The sequence below is a fragment of the Micromonospora sp. CPCC 205546 genome (genome assembly GCF_036902715.1).
GTDB lineage: Bacteria > Actinomycetota > Actinomycetes > Mycobacteriales > Micromonosporaceae > Micromonospora.
On record NZ_JBAKHL010000042.1, the window covers coordinates 39,488 to 57,245 of the forward strand.

Consider the following 17,758-nt stretch of genomic DNA (forward strand, 5'->3'; position numbering starts at 1 on the left):
GGTGCGACGGTGCGGGGCGCCGGACACGGGGTGAGTCCGCTGCCCATCACTCGCCAACGACCGGGCACGACGGGGGTGACGCCGGTTCGGCAGTGATCCCCGTCACCGCGGACACGGGGCGGCGCGGCGCGGCCCCCCGCTCACCACGGGCCACGGGGGTGGGATCATCGGGGGGTGAGCAGCTCCGACACCGTGCACTTCCGGCACAACCAGGCGTTCCTGGCCGCCGCGATCGTCGCCTTCTTCGGTGCCCTGCCGGTGGCCGGCGCCCGGTGGTACCTGCTGCCGGTGCTGCTCGTCCCGCTCACCGTCGCGATCTGGGCGTGGCGGGCCGGCACCGACGCGGACGCCGACGAGCTGCGCCTGCGGGCGCTGTTCGGGCAGCGCCGGATCGGCTGGGACCGGGTCGCCGAGCTGGCCGTCGACCCGCGCGGCCGGGCGGTCGCCCTGCTCGACGACGGCCAGCGCGCCGTGCTGCCGGCCGTGCGCGGCACCGACCTGCCCCGGCTCGTCTCGGCCACCGGCCAGACCCTGCCCGGCGCGGCCGGCTGAGCACCGCCGGGGCGGCGGTGGCCGGCAGCCGTCGGCTCAGTAGCCGTCGACCACGATGTTGATCAGCGGCTCGCCGGCCGCGAACCGGCGGACCTGCTCGGCGACGAGGCGGTAGGCGCGCGGCAGCAGGTTGCGTACCGATCCGGCGACGTGCGGGGTGAGCAGCACGTTCGGCATCGTCCACAGTTCGTGGTCGGCGGGCAGCGGCTCCGGATCGGTGACGTCCAGCGCCGCCGAGATCCGACCGGTACGCAGCTCGGCGGCCAGCGCCTCGGTCCGGGCCACCGGCCCACGGGCGGCGTTGACCAGCAGCGCGCCGTCGCGCATGGCGGCGAGGAACTTCTCGTCGACCAGCCCCCGGGTCTGCGCGGTCAGCGGCACCAGCAGCACCACCACGTCGGCCTCGGGAAGCAGCCCCGGCAGCTCCTCGACGCCGTGCACGCCCTGCTCGGGGCGCGCGGTGCGGGCCACCAGCGTGAAGCTCACCTCGAACGGCGCGAGCCGGTCGCGTACCGCCGTGCCGATGGAGCCCGCGCCGACGATCAGCACCCGCTTGCCAGCCAGCTCGTCGGTGGGGGCCACCTCGTCGTACGCCCACTCGCGCCGGGCCTGCGCGCGGGCGAGGGCGGGGAAGGCACGCAGCTGGGACAGGATCGCCGCGACCACCCACTCGGCGGTGGACGGGTCGTGCACCCCCCTGGCGTCGCAGAGCGTCACCCCGGACGGGACCCGACCGGCCCACGCGTCCGCCCCGGCGGAGAGGAGCTGCACCACCGCCAGGTCGGGCAGCTCGCGCAGCAGCGCGGTGGCGTCCCCGCCGGACAGGAAGGGCGGCACCCAGAACCGGACGCCCGCGGCCGGCGAGGGGAGCCGCGAGGCGTCCTCGGCCACCTCGACCGTGACCTGCGGCGGAAGCTCACCGAGGAGCGACAGACCGACCGGGTGCGGGATCCATACCTTCACGCCCGCCGACGATAGGCCCCCGGCGGGGACGCCCGCCGCGCGGGGCGGCTCCGACACCCGGACGGGTCCCCCGCCGCACGCCGAGGTGATCCGGGCGGCGCCCCGGCGACCGAGGCGATTCGGGCCCGGAGGGGGTATAAGGGAGAACCGGAGTGCCGGTCGGCCTCCATCCCGCACGGACAGGTGGTCAATGACCGACGGCTCCCGCGACGACGCCCCGGAGCGGGCCGACCCGATCTCGGCGCTCCGCGACCCCGATCGACTGCGTTCCCTCGCCGAGACCGGGCTGACGGCGGCCCCCGACGAGGCGTTCGACCGGTTCGCCCGGCTGGTCGGGGACCTGCTCGACGTGCCGGTCGCCCTCGTCTCCCTGGTCGACGCCGAGCGCCAGTTCTTCCCCGGTGAGGTGGGTCTGTCCCGGCCGTGGGCCGCCCGGCGGCAGACCCCGCTGAGCCACTCGTTCTGCCAGCACGTCGTCGGCCTCGGTGCCCCGATGGTGCTGCCGGACGCCCGGCTGCACCCCGCCCTGCGGGACAACCTCGCCGTGCCCGAGCTGGGCGTGGTGGCGTACGCCGGGATGCCGCTGACCGACCTGGAGGGCCGGCCCCTCGGGTCGCTCTGCGCGATCGACGACAAGCCGCGCGACTGGACCGCCGAGCAGTTGCGCACGCTCGCCGACCTGGCCGCCGCCTGCTCGTCCGAGCTGCGGCTGCGGATCGCCCTCGAGGGCGCCGAGCAGGCGCGGCGGCGGGCCGAGGAGGCCAACGGCCGGCTGGAGCTGCTGGCCGGGCTGGCCGGGACCCTGGCCGGGACGCTCGACGTGGCGACCGCGCTGCGCCACCTGCGCGACACGATGGTGCCGCTGCTGGCCGACTGGTCGCTGGTCACCCTGGTCGGGCCCGACGGGGCGCCCCGCGACGTGACCGCCGCGCACCGCGATCCCACCCGGGCCCCCGAGGTCGCCCGCTTCGCCGAGCTGATGCGTACGGGGCTCAGCCCCGACTCGATCACCCGGACGGTGCTGCGCACCGGGCGGCCCGTGCTGGGCAGCGCCGCCACCCTCGCCGACGTGCGGCGGGGCGCGATCGGGCCGGAGATGCCGGAGCTCGCCGCCCGGCTGGGCTTCTCCTCGCACCTCAGCGTGCCGATCGCCGACGCGGGACGCGTGCTCGGTTGCATCACCCTGATCAACGGTCCGCGGCGGCGCAACTTCGACGACAGCGACCTGCTCATCGCCGCGGACATCGGCCGCCGGGCAGGGCAGGCGATCGGCAACAGCCGGATGTACGGCGAGCAGCGGCACGTCGCGCACGTGCTGCAGCACAGCATGCTGCCGGAGCTGCCGGTCACCGACGACCTCGAGCTGGCCGCCCGCTACCAGCCGGCCGCGGACCGCGTCGAGGTCGGCGGCGACTGGTACGACGCCTTCCGGCAGCCCGGCGGGGAACTGATCGCGGCGATCGGCGACGTGGCCGGCCACGACATCGAGGCCGCGGCGACGATGGGACAGCTGCGCAACCTCGTCCGGGGCAACGCGTACGGCCGCCCCGACACCGTCGGCGAGCTGATGAGCCGCCTGGACGAGACGATCCGCGGGCTGCACATCCCCGCCGCGGCCACCGCGACCCTGGTCCGGCTGCACGCCGACGAGGCCGGCGGCCAGCGGGTCACCTGGTGCAACGCGGGTCACCCCGCGCCGCTCGTGGTCCGGGCCACCGGCGCGGTGGAGATGCTCGCCGGGGCGCCGGAGCCCCTGCTCGGGCTGAACCGTCCGGTACGGCGGACGACCCGGGACACCCACCTGGCCGGCGGCGACACCCTGCTGCTCTACACCGACGGGCTCATCGAACGGCGGGACCGCTCCATCGACGAGGGGCTGACGGAGCTGATCGACCGGCTGGGCGGCACGGACCGGCTGCCGTTGGGCGAGCTCTGCGACCTGCTGCTGACCGCCGTACCCCACCGGGAGGACGACGTCGCGCTGCTCGCCGTACGGGCGATCTGACCGACGCCCGGTGCCGCTGCGATCCGTCGGCCCCGGTGGGGCGCTCCGGCGGACTACCCTGGGCCGGGTGAGCGCCCGTCCCCCGTACCCTCGCACCCACCGTCTCCGGACGGCCCTGGCGGCCTCGTGCGCGGCGCTGCTGCTGGCCACCGCCGGTTGCAGCTTCGGCGAGCCGGAGCCCGACCCGGCCGGCGAGCCGCCCAACCTCCCGACGCCGTCGGCGACGGCGAGCCCCGGCGGCGCCGGCCAGGAGGTCGTCACCACCGTGCTGGCCAAGGGCCTGCGGGTGCCGTGGGCGATCGCCTTCCTGCCCGACGGCGCCGCGCTGGTCACCGAACGGGACGGCGGCCGGATCCTGCGGGTCGGCCCCGAGTCGGGACCGGACGGACTGAAGGTCACCCCGGTGCAGACGATCCCCGACGTGGCGGCCTCCGGCGAGGGCGGGCTGATGGGCATCGCCGTCTCGCCCGACTACCAGCGGGACAAGGCGGTCTTCGTCTACTACACGACCGAGCGGGACAACCGGATCGCCCGCCTGGAGCTGGGCGGCACGTCCACCCCGATCCTCACCGGCATTCCCAAGGCCGGCATCCACAACGGCGGCGGGCTCGCCTTCGGCCCCGACGGCCTGCTCTACGCGAGCACCGGCGACGCCGGCGACCGGCCGCAGGCGCAGGACGTCAAGCGCCTGGGCGGCAAGATCCTGCGGATCACCCGGGACGGCAAGCCGGCCCCCGGCAACCCGTTCCCGAACTCCCCGGTGTGGTCTCTGGGTCACCGCAACGTGCAGGGCATCGCCTGGGACGCCGGCAAGCGGATGTACGCCGTGGAGTTCGGCCAGAACACCTGGGACGAGATCAACCAGATCACCAAGGGACGCAACTACGGGTGGCCGACGGTCGAGGGGCGCGACGACGACAAGCGCTTCGTCAACCCGATCGCCCAGTGGCCGACGTCGGACGCGTCCTGCTCCGGGCTGACCGCCGCGGACCGGCTGCTCGTCACCGCGTGCCTGCGCGGCAAGCGACTCTGGCTGGTCGAGCTCACCGACACCGGCACCGTGCTCGGCCAGCCGCGCGAGCTGCTGACCGACCGGTTCGGGCGGCTGCGTGCCGTGGCCGCCGCACCCGACGGTTCGATCTGGGTGAGCACCTCCAACCACGACGGGCGGGGCCAGCCCGCACCCGAGGACGACCGGCTGCTGCGACTAGTCTTCGCGGGCGGCGGGGCAGGCCGGAGCTGACGCACCGGCTCTCCCGGGTTTCCCAAGATCCTTCAGTGGGCAGGTCAGAATCTCAGCATGGACGGCCAGGAGAACGAAGAGCAGGCGAACCGGGACGAGGACGCCCCGGCGACGGGTCGCGCCCCGCGCCGGACGCTCCGCCCGGTGGGCGCCGACCGGACCGGCCGGCGAGCCCTACGGGCGACCGGGGTGACCCTGGCGGTCCTCGTCGTCGCCCTGGTCGGCGTGGTGATCGGTGTGCTCGCAGGTGGGCGGGTGAGCACCGACATCGGCCCGTTCCACGCCGACCTGACGGTCTCACCGGCCGTGGGCGGGGGCACCACCGTCGACATCCCGCCGCTGGGCGCGCTGCTGCTCGACAGTCACGACGGGCCGACCCACCTGACCGTGGAGCTCGGCGCGCTGGACCAGAGCCGCACCGAGGCGCTGCTCGACGATCCGGCGAGCATCAACCGGGCGAGCCAGTCGGCCGTCGACGACGTCCGCGATGGCGTGCTGCGACTCGGCCTGCGGACGCTCGCCTCGACGGTGCTGGTCACGCTGCTGCTGGCCCTGCTGGTGTTCCGCGACACCCGCCGGGCGGCCTGGGCGGGCGCGCTGGCGCTGGTGGTCACCGCCACCAGCCTCGGCACCGCCGCGGCGACCATCCGACCGGAGTCGATCGAGGAGCCGCGCTACGAGGGACTGCTGGTGAACGCCCCCGCGATCGTCGGTGACGCCCGACGGATCGCGAACGACTACACCCGGTACGCCGAGCAGCTCCAGCGCATCGTCGGCAACGTCAGCCAGCTCTACACCACCGTGTCGTCGCTGCCGGTCTACGAGCCCGCCCCCGGCACGACCCGCGTACTGCACGTCTCCGACATGCACCTCAACCCGACCGGCTGGCAGCTCATCCGCACCGTCGTCGAGCAGTTCGGCATCGACGTGGTGATCGACACCGGGGACATCACCGACTGGGGCTCCGAGCCGGAGGCCTCGTACGTCGGCTCGATCGGCCTGCTCAAGAAGCCGTACGTCTACATCCGGGGCAACCACGACTCGGGGCGCACGGCCGCGGCCGTGGCCCGCCAGCCGAACGCGATCGTGCTGAACAACACGACCACCACCGTCGCGGGGCTGACCATCGCCGGCATCGGCGACCCGCGTTTCACCCCCGACAAGAACACCTCGCCGGCGGGCAGCGGGCTCACCCAGCAGACCGCCGACCAGCTCATCGGCGTCGGCGACCAGCTCGCCGCCACGGTCAGCAGTTCGCCGCGCCCCGTGAACATCGCGCTGGTGCACGACCCCGCCTCCGCCGGCCCGCTGTCGGGCGCCTGCCCGCTGGTGCTCGCCGGACACACCCACAACCGGCAGGTCTCCAAGCTGCCGGAGGTACCGGGGAAGGGGCCCACCCAGCTGATGGTGCAGGGCTCCACGGGCGGTGCCGGCCTGCGCGGGCTGGAGGGCGAGAAGCCCACCCCGCTGTCGATGACCGTGCTCTACTTCGACCAGGACAAACTGCTCCAGGCGTACGACGACATCACCGTCGGCGGCACCGGGCAGGCGCAGGTGAACCTGGAGCGGCACGTCGTGGAGGACCCGAAGGCGGGCGTGCCCGCCCCGGTCACCCCCACCCCGACCCGCTGATCCGGATGCGCTGACCGTCACATCGCGTCTTCGTTACCGTGGGTCAACTCGGGAGGGATCGCTGCCGCCCTTCCCCGCACAGCCCTCCGGACGCCTCGACGGGGATCAGCGCAGGGACAGGGCCGCGAGGGCGGCGTTGACGATGCTGCCGGGCAGCAAGTCGTGCAGGTCGTACAGCTCGTGGACGCTGCCGGACTGACCGAACTCGTCCACGCCCAGCGGCACCGCCGGTGCGGCGAGCGCCGAGCCGAGCCAGGCCATGGCGTGCGAGGCGGCGTCGTGCACCGTCACCACCGGCACCCGGTCGGCGAAGGCCGAGCGCAGCGCGCCGGGCACGCTCGGCACGGTGGCCGTGCGTACTCCCTGCCGCAGGGTGCGCTGCCAGGACCGGTAGAGCCGGTCCAGCGAGGTGACGTCGACGACGTGCGCGGCGATGCCCTCCTCGGCCAACTCGGCCGCCGCCGCGAGCACCTCGGGGAGCACCGCGCCGGAGGCGGCGAGCTGCACCACCGGGGCGTCCGCCAGGTGCGGGTGAGCCGCGTGCGCGTCGACGAGACGGTACGCGCCGGCGACCGCCTGCCGGCGCAGCACCGCGTCGCCGAGCCGGGCCCGGGCCGCCTCGAAGGGCGCCTGGTCGATCGGGCGGGTGCTGAGCCGGAAGTAGTACGCCCCGTCCTCGACGGGAGCGGCGGTCGTCGGCCGGGCCGACCCGGCGGCGATCTGGCCCAGCGCGTCGCAGAGCAGCCAGTCCAGGGTGGCCGCGTACGCGGGCTCGAGGAACGTCACCCCGGGCAGCTCAAGGCCCACCGAGGCGGTGATGGTCGACTGGTGGGCGCCGCCCTCCGGGGCGAGCGTGATGCCCGACGGGGTGCCGGCGACCACGAACCGGGAGCCGGAGTACGTGCCGTAGAGGAACGCGTCCAGCCCGCGCAGCACGAACGGGTCGTAGACCGTGCCGACCGGCAGCAGCGGCTGCGCCGACAGGTCCCACGACAGGCCGAGCTGCCCCAGCAGCAGGAACAGGTTCATCTCCGAGATGCCCAGCTCGATGTGCTGCCCGGCGGGGCTCTCCGTCCAGCGCAGCATCCGGTCCTCGGTCCAGGAACGCTGCTCCGTCGGCGCGAAGACGCCGGTCTTGTTGATGAACCCGGCCAGGTTGGTGGAGGTCGCCACGTCCGGCGCGGTGGTCACCAGGTAGCGGCCCACCTCGGGGTTGCGGGCCAGCTCCACCAGCACCCGGCCGAAGACCTCCTGCGTCGAGATCGGCTTGTTCGCGCGTACCCGCGTCGTCTCCGGGACGGTGACGCCCAGCGCCCGCTCGCGGGGCGCGCGGGACAGCGCCTCCCGACGCTCGCCGGCCCGGATGCCCGCCGGGGACGCCGGGTCCAGCCGGTCCCACTCGGTCTCCCGCGTCAGCCCCTGCGCGGCCCGCAGCGCGTCGACCTGCTCCGTGGTGAGCAGCGCCGAGTGGTTGCGCGGATTGCCGGCGATCGGCAGACCCCACCCCTTCACGGTGTACGCGAAGATCACACTGGGCCGGTCGGAGACCGCGTCGCACTGGGCGTACGCGTCCAGCATCGCCGCCAGGTCGTGCCCGCCCAGGTCGGTGACGAGCGGCCCCAACTCGTCGTCGTCGACGTCGGCGATGAACGCCTCGATCCCGTCGGGCGCACCGTCGAGGAACCGCGTGCGCAGCGCCGGGCCGGCGAGCCCGAACAGCGACTGGTACTGCTCGTTGGGCATCGCGTCGATCCAGTCGCGCAGCGCCTCGCCGCCCGGCCGGGCGTACGCCTCGGCGAGCCGGCGGCCGTACTTGACCTCGACCACGTGCCAGCCGGCGGCCTCGAACTGGCCGCGCCACTGGTTGATCCGCACCCCGGGCACCACCCGGTCCAGCGACTGCCGGTTGAAGTCGACCAGCCACGTCACGTTGCCCAGACCGGTGGTGGCCGGGTCGGCGACGGCCTCCCAGATGTTCCCCTCGTCCAGCTCGGCGTCGCCGATCAGCGCGACGAAGCGGGAGTGCGGACGGGCGCCGAAGTGCGCGTCGACGTAGCGGCGGGTCGCGGCGGCGAAGAGCGGCGCCGCCGCGCCGAGCCCGACGGAGCCGGTGGAGAAGTCGACCTCGTCCGGGTCCTTGGTGCGCGACGGGTACGACTGGAGCCCGCCCCGGGCGCGCAGCTTCGTGAGGTAGGAGCGGTCGAGGTTGCCCAGCAGGTACTGGATGGCGTGGAAGACGGGCGAGGCGTGCGGCTTGACCGCCACCCGGTCCTCGGCGTCGAGGTGCGCGAACCACAGCGCCGTCATGGCGGTGACCAGCGAGGCGCTGGACGCCTGGTGCCCGCCCACCTTCACCCCGTCGCCGGTGTCCCGGTCGTGGTTGGCCGCGTCCACGATGCGGGTCGCGAGCCAGAGCACCCGCTGCTGGATCTCGTCGAGGACGTCGAGGTCGGGCTGGTTCACGGTGGCTCCATCCGGGCGTCGCCGTTGACGCCCTGCCGAGGGGGTGTGCGGTGCCGCTCCGCCCACCTGCCCACCGGTCCGCGTTGATCATGAGGTTGACGGCAGTCGTCGATCTTCAAACTGCCGCCAACCTCATGATCAACGGGTGGGTGACGGGGTGGGGTGGGGTGGGGTGGGTGGGGTGGGGTTAGGACTGGGCGCCTAGGCGCTCCAGGATCAGCTCGCGGACCGTCTTGGCGTCGGCCTGTCCACGGGTGGTCTTCATGACCGCGCCGACCAGGGCACCGGCCGCGGCGACCTTGCCGCTGCGGATCTTGTCGGCGATGTCGGGGTTGGCGGCGATCGCCTCGTCGACGGCCGCGGTGAGCGCGCCCGTGTCGGAGACGACCTCCAGACCCCGGTTGGTCATGATCTGCGTCGGCGAGCCCTCGCCGGCCACCACGCCCTCCAGGACGGCGCGGGCCAGCTTGTCGTTGAGCTTGCCGGCGTCGACCAGGCCCTGCAGCTCCGCGACCTGCGCCGGGGTGGCCCCGACGTCGGCCAGCTCCACGCCGGTCTCGTTGGCCCGCCGGGACAGCTCACCCAGCCACCACTTGCGGGCGGCGGCCGGGGTCGCGCCGGCGGCGACCGTGGCCTCGATCAGCTCGACGGCGCCGGCGTTGAGCACCGACTGCATGTCCGCGTCGGAGAGGCCCCACTGCTCCTGGAGCCGGCGCCGGTGCAGCCGGGGCAGCTCGGGCAGCGCCGCCTTCAGCTCGGCGACCCAGGCGGCGTCCGGCGCCAGCGGCACCAGGTCGGGCTCGGGGAAGTACCGGTAGTCGGTCGCGGTCTCCTTGGACCGGCCCGGCGTGGTGTCGCCGGTGTCCTCGTGGAAGTGCCGGGTCTCCTGGGTGATCCGGCCGCCCGCGTCGAGCACGGACGCCTGCCGGATGATCTCCGAGCGGACGGCGCGCTCGACCGAGCGCAGCGAGTTGACGTTCTTGGTCTCCGTCCGGGTGCCCCAGTCCTCGCCGGGCAGGTTGAGGGAGGTGTTCACGTCGCAGCGAAGCGAGCCCTCCTCCATCCGCACGTCCGAGACGCCCAGGGAACGGATCACGTCGCGCAGCTCCGTGACGTACGCGCGGGCCACCTCGGGGGCCAGCGCGCCGGTGCCGGGAACCGGCTTGGTGACGATCTCCACCAGCGGGATGCCGGCCCGGTTGTAGTCGACCAGCGACTCGGTGGCGCCGTGGATGCGCCCGGTGGCGCCGCCGACGTGCAGCGTCTTGCCGGTGTCCTCCTCCAGGTGCACCCGCTCGATGCCGATGCACACCAGCTCGCCGTTCACCTCGACGTCCAGGTAGCCCTCGAAGCACAGCGGCTCGTCGTACTGGCTGATCTGGAAGTCCTTCGGCATGTCCGGGTAGAAGTAGTTCTTCCGGGCGAACCGGCACCAGTCGGCGATCGAGCAGTTCAGCGCCAGGCCGATCCGGATGGTCGCCTCGATGGCGGCCTTGTTCGCCACCGGCAGCGACCCGGGCAGGCCCAGGCAGACCGGGCAGACCCTGGTGTTCGGCTCGCCACCGAAGTCCGTCGGGCAGCCGCAGAACATCTTGGTGTTCGTGCCCAGCTCGACGTGGGTCTCCAGGCCGATCACCGGTTCGTAGCGCGCGACGACCTCGTCGTACGCGGGCAGTGTCGTCGTCATCTGAGCTCCTGCCTCACAGTGCCGGTGGGGTGAAGGTGCCGACGACGCTCTCCAGCGCGGCGGCGACCCGGTACATCCGGTCGTCGGCCATCGTCGGGGCCATGATCTGGAAGCCGACCGGCAGCCCGTCGGAGAGCCCGCACGGCACCGAGATGCCCGGCCCGCCGTACAGGTTCGTCGGGATGGTGAACAGGTCGGCCAGGTACATCTGGTAGGGGTCGGCGGTGCGCGCGCCGATCGGGAACGCCACGAACGGGGTGGTCGGCGAGATCAGCGCGTCGACCTGCTCGAAGGCGGCGGTGAAGTCCCGGGTGATCAGCGTCCGGACCTTCTGCGCCTGCCCGTAGTAGGCGTCGTAGTAGCCCGACGAGAGCGCGTACGTGCCGATCATGATCCGGCGCTTGACCTCGGCGCCGAAGCCGGCCTCCCGGGTCAGCGACATGACCTCCTCCAGCGACCGGTTGCCGTCGTCGCCGACCCGCAGGCCGAACCGGACGCCGTCGAACCGGGCCAGGTTGGAGGAGGCCTCGCTCGGGGCGATCAGGTAGTACGCCGGCAGCGCGTAGCGGAAGTGCGGGCAGGACACCTCGACGACCTCGGCGCCCAGCTTGGTCAGCGCGTCGACCGACTCGCGGAACGCCGCCATCACGCCCGGCTCGGCGCCCTCGCCGACGAACTCGCTGACGATGCCGAGCTTCACGCCGGTCAGGTCGCCGGTCGCGCCGAGCCTGGCGGCGGCCACCACGTCCGGCACGGGCTGCGGGATCGAGGTGGAGTCGCGCGGGTCGTGCCCGCCGATCACCTCGTGCAGCAGCGCCGCGTCCAGCACGGTACGGGCGCAGGGGCCGGGGGTGTCCAGGGAGGAGGAGAACGCCACCAGGCCGTAGCGGGAGGTGCCGCCGTAGGTGGGCTTGGCGCCGACGGTGCCGGTGACCGCGCCGGGCTGGCGGATCGAGCCGCCGGTGTCGGAGCCGATCGCCAGCGGCGCCTCGTAGGCGGCCAGCGCCGCGGAGCTGCCGCCGCCCGAGCCGCCCGGGATGCGGCTGAGGTCCCACGGGTTGTGCGTCGGCCCGTACGCCGAGTACTCCGTGGAGGAGCCCATCGCGAACTCGTCCATGTTGGTCTTGCCGAGCATCACCGTGCCGGCGGCGCGCAGCCGCTGCACGATCGTCGAGTCGTACGGCGGACGCCAGCCTTCCAGGATCTTCGACCCGACGGTGGTCGGCACGCCCTTGGTGGTCAGCACGTCCTTGACGGCGACCGGCACGCCGGCCAGCGGCCCCAGCTCCTCGCCGGCGGCGCGGCGGGCGTCCACCTCGGCGGCGGCGGCCAGTGCGCCCTCGCTGTCGACGTGCAGGAACGCGCGCACCCGGTCGTCGACGGCGGCGATCCGGTCCAGGTGTGCCCGGGTGACCTCGACGGCCGAGGTCTCGCCCGTGGCGACGAGGCCCGCGATCTGCGTCGCGGTCATTCTGGTCAGGTCGGTCTGGGTCATGACGCCACATCCTCATCCAGGATCCGCGGTACGCGGAACCGCTGCGCCTCGGCGTCGGGCGCGCCCGACAGCGCCTCCTGCGGGGTCAGCCCGGGCACCACGACGTCGTCGCGCAGGACGTTGGTCAGCGGCACCGAGTGCGACGTCGGCGGGATGTCCGCCGCGGCGACCTCGCCGACCTGCGCGACCGCCTGCAGGATCACGTCGAGCTGGCCGGCGAAGGTGTCCAGCTCCTCCTCCGTGACGGCTAGCCGCGACAGTCGCGCCAGGTGCGCGACCTCCTCGCGGGAGATGGCGGCCATCGGTGCCCCCTTCGTGACGGTGCTGCGGGTCGGACCGGGAGTCGGCCGCGCGGCCGAGGTGCGTGACGCGCGGTGACCGGAGCGAGTCTATTGTTCCGCCCCGACGCCGCGTCCCCGACTCCCCCTCCCGCGCGGCGGGGCGTCGTGTGCCGACGGCCGCACCGGCGAGGGCCGGGTGGCTCAGCGGGCGTGCCGGCGGGGAATCTCCGCGTCGGGGCTCGGCGTCGGGCGGACCGGACGGTAGCGGGCCAGCCAACCGACCAGTTCCTCGGCCGGCATGGGCCGGGCGTAGAACCAGCCCTGCGCCGCGTCGCAGCCCGCCGCGTGGAGCATGCGCCAGGTGCGCTCGTCCTCGACGCCCTCGGCGACCACCCGCAACCCGAGCGCCTTCGCCAGCTCGATCGTCGACTTGACGATCGCCGCGTCGTCGGCGTCCTCGGCCATCCCCAGCACGAAGGAGCGGTCGACCTTCACCTCGGACAGCGGCAGCCGCCGTAGGTGCTGCAGCGAGGAGTAGCCGGTGCCGAAGTCGTCCAGGGCGATGCCCACGCCGATCCGGTGCAGCCGGGTGATGGTGGCCAGCACCCGACGCGGGTCGGCCATCAGGGCGCCTTCGGTGATCTCTAGTTGCAGCCGCTGCGGCGGCACGCCGTACCGGGCGAGCCGGTCGGCGATCTGGTCGGCGATCTCGCCGGTGTGCAGGTCCCGCACGCTGACGTTGAGCGCCGCCGGCAGGCTCATCCCGGCGGCCGACCACTTGGCGAGCTGTTCCACCACGTCGTCCACGACCCGGCGGGTGAGCAGCCGCATCACCGCGCTCTGCTCGGCGACCCGGATCAGCTCCTCGGGGTCCACCATCCCCCGGCGGGGGTGCCGCCAGCGCAGCAGCGCCTCCACGCCGACCACCTCGCCGGTCGCGATGGCGACCTGCGGCTGGTAGTACATGGTGATCTCGCCCGCGTCGACGGCCGGGGCGGTGTCCGCGACCCGCCGGCCGGTCGCGTCGTGCCGCGGGCCCCGCCGGCCAGCCGGGGCGCGGTCGCCGCCGCGATCCTGCGCGCCGTCGTCGACGGGGGTGCCCTGCCGGCGTACGACCGCACCGCCCTGCCCGCCGACGCGCCCGGCGCCGTTGCGGCGGCCGGGACCGTCGCCCCGGTCGAGGCCGGTCCCCGCGGCCTCCACCGTGCGGCGGCGGATCGGGTCGGCGGCGGTGACGATCCGGTTGATCAGCTCATCGGCGGGCGCGGGCCCGGGCCGCTGCCTACGGCGGCGCAACCGCCAGCGGCCCGACCCCGGGGCGAGGTCGGCCACGTCGGCCGGGAGTTCGGCCCCGTCGCCGCCGCGCGTGGCGCCGGCCCGCCCGCCGACCGGCGGCGGTCCCGCCGGGAGGGCCACCGCCCCGCCCGCCACGGTCACCGCCCCGTCCGCCGCGGGCGGGGCGGCGGCGGGACGACCGGCCTCCAGCACCCGGCGCAGGTCCGCGAGCAGGCCGAGGCGCTCGGCGGAGTTGTGGTCGGACTCGGCCGTGTAGACGGCCACGGTGTCGTTGCGGTGCTTGGCGTCGTACATCGCCACGTCGGCATGGCGCATCAGGGTCGCGAAGTCCTCGCCGTGTTCGGGGAAGAGCGCGACGCCGATCGAGCCGCCCACGTCGAGCGGCAACCCGTCCAGCGACACCGGCTCAGTCAGCGCGCGGACCACCCGACCGGCGAACTCGCGGGCCTCGTCGACGTCGGTCAGGGCGGTCATGACGATGGCGAACTCGTCCCCGCCAAGCCGGGCGACCATGCCCTCCCCGGCCACACCGGTCAGCCGCGCGCTCACCTCGACCAGCAGCCGGTCGCCCACCGCGTGCCCGAGCGCGTCGTTGACGTTCTTGAACCGGTCGAGGTCGATCAGCAGCAGCGCCAGGCGGGCGCCGGGCTCGCCGCGGCCCGCCCGTTCGGCGTGCAGGTGCACCTGCTCGCCGACCTCGGCCAGCAACGCCTTGCGGTTGGGCAGGCCGGTGAGCGGGTCCAGGGAGGCGAGCTGCTGCTGCTCGACACTGAGCCGGGCCATCCGGTAGACGGCGAAGAGCGGCACCAGCACCAGCGGGATCAACGCGGCGCTGGCCCGCGCCGCCGCGACCAGCACCGGGGCGAGCAGCAGCAACGAGCCGGTGGAGAGCAGCTCGAAGCCCAGCCCCTGGCGCAGGCTGGGCCACCACCGGTCGCCGAAGCGCAGCCGCACGGCAGCGCTGACCAGCGCGTAGTTGACGGCGAACCAGGCCACCGTCGCGCCGCCCACCGCCAGCACGTCGGTGCCCCGCAGCCGGTCGCCGTCGAAGATGCTCCCGGGCCCCAGCCAGGTGACCGCGTACGCGGCGCCCAGGGCCGCCGCGTACTGGGCCGCGTTGAAGGCGGTGCGCCACGGCGCGTGGCCCATCCGCCAACCGGAGACGACGACGGCCACCGCCTGCACCAGGATCGCGGGGCCGAACCCCCAGCCGAGCAGGATGGCGAAGGTGAAGCAGGTGGACGGGAAGACCGCCGAGGTCTGCCGGCGCCCGGGCGGCACGAACGGGCGCGCGTCACAGCCGACCGCCAGGGCCGCCATCACCCAGAACGCCATCGGCAGCCGCGGCAGTTCGGCCGGGAGTTCGAGCAGCGGGCGTACGCAGAGCGCCACGGCCAGCGCGACCACCGACCAGACGAAGCCGAAGAACGGGCGCACCCGGCCGGGCGGAACGGAGTTGCGCGAGTCCGCGACCTCCATCACACCTCCCGAGGGCTCGGTCCACGGGGCGTGACCCGGTGGCACGCCGTGCCACCAATGAAACGCCCTCCGTGTCGCAATGCCCGACACGACAGTCGCGAATCGGTCGTAGTCGTAATTAAGTTGGTATCTCCACCTGCCCCGCCGGCCGGACGGTCGCCGCGGCCCGGGGCGTCACTGCTCGGTGCGGGCGACCTCCCGGGCGGCCTCCGGACCCGCGTCGAGCAGCACCCGGAAACCCTCCTCGTCCAGGACCGGCACCTTCAGGCTGGCGGCCTTGTCGGCCTTCGAGCCGGGGTTCTCTCCCACCACGACGAACGAGGTCTTCTTGGAGACCGAACCGCTGACCTTGCCGCCCCGGCTCTGGATCGCCTCGGACGCCTGGTCGCGGCTGAACCCGGGCAGCGTGCCGGTCACCACGACCGTGAGCCCCTCCAGGGGCCGCGGCCCCTCGTCTCCCGCCTCCTCCGCCATCCGTACGCCCGCCTCGCGCCACTTGCGGACCAGCTCGCGGTGCCAGTCGACGGCGAACCACTCCCGGATGCTCGCCGCGATCGTCGGCCCGACGCCGTCGACCGAGGAGAGTTCCTCCTCGCTGGCCCGGTCGATCGCCTCGATGGAGCGGAAGTGCCGGGCGAGCGCCTGCGCGGCGGTGGGGCCGACGTGCCGGATGGACAGACCCACCAGCACCCGCCACAGGTCGCGCTCGCGGGCCACGGCCAGGTTGTCGAGCAGCTTGACGGCGTTGCTGCCGAGCGTGCCGTCCTTGTTGACGAAGAAGGGCGAGCGCGCGAGCTGCTTCTCGTCCAACGAGAAGAGGTCGCCCTCGTCGGTGATGATCTCGGCGTCGAGCAGCGCCGCCGCGCCCTTGTGGCCGAGCGCCTCGATGTCGAACACCTTGCGGCCGGCGAGGTGGAAGACCCGCTCGCGCAGCTGACCGGGGCAGGTGCGGGAGTTGGGGCAGCGGATGTCGACGTCGCCCTCCTTCGCCGGCGCGAGCGGCGTGCCGCAGGCCGGGCAGGTGGTGGGCATGACGAACGGCCGGGCGTCGGCGGGACGCAGGTCGACGACCGGGCCGAGCACCTCGGGGATCACGTCGCCGGCCTTGCGCAGCACCACGGTGTCGCCGATCAGGACGCCCTTGCGTTCGACCTCCCGGGCGTTGTGCAGGGTGGCGTAGGCGACGGTGGACCCGGCCACCTTGACCGGCTGGAGGACGGCCCGCGGCGTGACGCGGCCGGTGCGCCCGACCTCGACGTCGATGTCGAGCAGCCTGGTGTTCACCTCCTCCGGCGGGTATTTGAAGGCGATCGCCCAGCGCGGCGCCCGGCTGGTCGAGCCGAGCCGTCCCTGGATGGGGACCGGGTCGACCTTGACCACCACGCCGTCGATCTCGTGCTCGACGTCGTGCCGGTGCTCGGCGTAGTGGGCGATGTAGTCGGCGACACCGGCCAGGTCGGGCACCACGCGCCAGCGGTCACTGGTCGGCAGCCCCCACGCCCGCAGGGCCGAGTAGGACTCGGACTGCGTCGCCGGCTGGAAGCCGCGGCGCGCGCCGATGCCGTGCACCACCAGCCGCAGGGGCCGCGACGCGGTGATCCGCGGGTCCTTCTGGCGCAGGCTGCCGGCGGCGGCGTTGCGCGGGTTGGCGAACGGGGGCTTGCCCTGCTCGACCAGCCCCGCGTTGAGGTCGGCGAAGGCGGCGACCGGGAAGTAGATCTCGCCGCGCACCTCGACGAACTCCGGCACGTCGCCGAACTCGGCCGACGCGGTGAGCTGACCCGGCACGTCGCGGATGCTGCGCACGTTGGCGGTGACGTCCTCGCCGGTGCGACCGTCGCCCCGGGTCGCCGCGCGGACCAGGCGCCCGCGCTCGTAGGTGAGGTTGATGGCGAGCCCGTCGACCTTGAGCTCGCAGAGGTAGGGCACCGGACCGCCCGCGTCGCGCTCGACCCGCTCGGCCCAGGCCGCCAGCTCCTCGTCGGCGAAGGCGTTGTCGAGGGAGAGCATCCGCTCGGCGTGGGCCACGGGGGTGAAGTCGGTGGAGAAGGTGCCGCCCACCCGCTGGGTCGGCGACTCGGGGGTGCGCAGCGCCGGGAACTGCTCCTCCAGCGCCTCCAGCTCCCGCAGCAACCGGTCGAACTCGGCGTCGGGGACGGTCGGCGCGTCCAGCACGTAGTAGCGGTACTGGTGGTCCGTCAGCTCCTGGCTGAGCGTCGCGTGCCGTTCCCGGGCGTCGGGGGTCGGCTCGGCGCCCGCGGCCGCCTCCTGTGCCGCGGTGACCTGCTGCGTGATGACTTCCTCGGACACCGCGACCTCCCGTGATTGCGCCACCTCGGCACCGTATCGGGCCGGTGGGACAATCCGTCGGCCGGTCGCCGCGCCCGAGCGGCGCGGGGGCCGCCGCCGTGCGAGGATCGCCGCACGGCGGTGCCGGGCGGGCCGCTCCGCGCCGTCGTCGAAGCCGCGGCGTCCGCGCCGCACCACTGACCGGGCGGGGGTACGGATGCCGCAATGGCTGCTCTGGGCGGGGGCGATCGTGCTGGCGGTGGCCGCCGGCTGGGCCTGGAACGAGCGGCGGCGGGGCGACCGCGACGCCGGGCCGCGCCCGTCGCGGCGACCGGGTGCCCGGCCCCGCCGCAGGACGCCGCCGGGCGGGCCG

11 protein-coding genes are annotated in these 17,758 nt (G+C 74.2%); 4 read left to right on the forward strand and 7 right to left on the reverse strand.

Annotated features, from left to right (window positions below):
- Positions 1 to 174: 174 nt before the first annotated feature.
- The gene (locus V6U77_RS19840; RefSeq protein WP_334607841.1) at positions 175 to 552 is read left to right on the forward strand and encodes a PH domain-containing protein; all 378 of its coding nucleotides are present in this window, start codon (positions 175 to 177) and stop codon (positions 550 to 552) included.
- Between the two features lie 36 nt (positions 553 to 588).
- Here V6U77_RS19840 and V6U77_RS19845 read toward each other — a convergent pair whose 3' ends face one another.
- Positions 589 to 1,515, reverse strand: a complete 927-nt coding sequence (locus V6U77_RS19845) for a 2-hydroxyacid dehydrogenase (protein WP_334607842.1) — start codon at positions 1,513 to 1,515, stop codon at positions 589 to 591.
- A gap of 190 nt (positions 1,516 to 1,705) precedes the next feature.
- Between V6U77_RS19845 and V6U77_RS19850 the strand changes: the two genes are divergently transcribed.
- The 3 genes from V6U77_RS19850 (at position 1,706) to V6U77_RS19860 (ending at position 6,395) form a co-directional block, all read left to right on the forward strand.
- Positions 1,706 to 3,520 carry a GAF domain-containing SpoIIE family protein phosphatase gene (locus V6U77_RS19850; RefSeq protein ID WP_334607843.1) on the forward strand — a complete coding sequence of 605 codons (1,815 nt, stop codon included), beginning with the start codon at positions 1,706 to 1,708 and terminating at the stop codon, positions 3,518 to 3,520.
- 67 nt (positions 3,521 to 3,587) lie between these two features.
- Positions 3,588 to 4,763, forward strand: coding sequence for a PQQ-dependent sugar dehydrogenase (locus tag V6U77_RS19855; RefSeq protein WP_334607845.1), 1,176 nt, complete (start codon positions 3,588 to 3,590; stop codon positions 4,761 to 4,763).
- Between the two features lie 57 nt (positions 4,764 to 4,820).
- Entirely contained in the window at positions 4,821 to 6,395 is a 1,575-nt protein-coding gene (locus V6U77_RS19860) for a metallophosphoesterase (protein ID WP_334607847.1), read from the forward strand.
- Between the two features lie 105 nt (positions 6,396 to 6,500).
- On the opposite strand, the gene V6U77_RS19865 is transcribed toward V6U77_RS19860, so the two are convergent.
- The 6 genes from V6U77_RS19865 to ligA all read right to left on the reverse strand — a co-directional run bounded on the left by V6U77_RS19865 (position 6,501) and on the right by ligA (position 17,406).
- On the reverse strand, positions 6,501 to 8,858 hold the full coding sequence (locus V6U77_RS19865) for a transketolase-like TK C-terminal-containing protein (protein WP_334607849.1): 2,358 nt from the start codon (positions 8,856 to 8,858) through the stop codon (positions 6,501 to 6,503).
- Positions 8,859 to 9,045: 187 nt separating this feature from the next.
- Positions 9,046 to 10,545, reverse strand: coding sequence for an Asp-tRNA(Asn)/Glu-tRNA(Gln) amidotransferase subunit GatB (gene gatB / locus V6U77_RS19870; RefSeq protein WP_334607850.1), 1,500 nt, complete (start codon positions 10,543 to 10,545; stop codon positions 9,046 to 9,048).
- 13 nt (positions 10,546 to 10,558) lie between these two features.
- Complete coding sequence (gene gatA / locus V6U77_RS19875; RefSeq protein ID WP_334607851.1) at positions 10,559 to 12,040, reverse strand: Asp-tRNA(Asn)/Glu-tRNA(Gln) amidotransferase subunit GatA; 1,482 nt, start codon at positions 12,038 to 12,040, stop codon at positions 10,559 to 10,561.
- A complete protein-coding gene (gene gatC / locus V6U77_RS19880; protein WP_091621275.1) occupies positions 12,037 to 12,342 on the reverse strand; it encodes an Asp-tRNA(Asn)/Glu-tRNA(Gln) amidotransferase subunit GatC in 306 nt (101 codons plus the stop codon). The genes gatA and gatC overlap by 4 nt, the downstream gene beginning before the upstream one ends.
- Before the next feature lie 180 nt (positions 12,343 to 12,522).
- A complete protein-coding gene (locus V6U77_RS19885; RefSeq protein ID WP_334607853.1) occupies positions 12,523 to 15,096 on the reverse strand; it encodes a putative bifunctional diguanylate cyclase/phosphodiesterase in 2,574 nt (857 codons plus the stop codon).
- A 174-nt stretch (positions 15,097 to 15,270) separates the two neighbouring features.
- Complete coding sequence (ligA, locus tag V6U77_RS19890; RefSeq protein ID WP_334607856.1) at positions 15,271 to 17,406, reverse strand: NAD-dependent DNA ligase LigA; 2,136 nt, start codon at positions 17,404 to 17,406, stop codon at positions 15,271 to 15,273.
- Positions 17,407 to 17,758: the final 352 nt, after the last annotated feature.

Bases quoted from the DNA above. Each gene is read 5' to 3' on its own strand.
- V6U77_RS19885 (WP_334607853.1), bottom strand. From the start codon at position 15,096: ATGGAGGTCGCGGACTCGCGCAACTCCGTTCCGCCCGGCCGGGTGCGC.
- V6U77_RS19850 (WP_334607843.1), top strand. From the start codon at position 1,706: ATGACCGACGGCTCCCGCGACGACGCCCCGGAGCGGGCCGACCCGATC.
- gatB (WP_334607850.1), bottom strand. From the start codon at position 10,545: ATGACGACGACACTGCCCGCGTACGACGAGGTCGTCGCGCGCTACGAA.
- gatC (WP_091621275.1), bottom strand. From the start codon at position 12,342: ATGGCCGCCATCTCCCGCGAGGAGGTCGCGCACCTGGCGCGACTGTCG.
- gatA (WP_334607851.1), bottom strand. From the start codon at position 12,040: ATGACCCAGACCGACCTGACCAGAATGACCGCGACGCAGATCGCGGGC.
- V6U77_RS19860 (WP_334607847.1), top strand. From the start codon at position 4,821: ATGGACGGCCAGGAGAACGAAGAGCAGGCGAACCGGGACGAGGACGCC.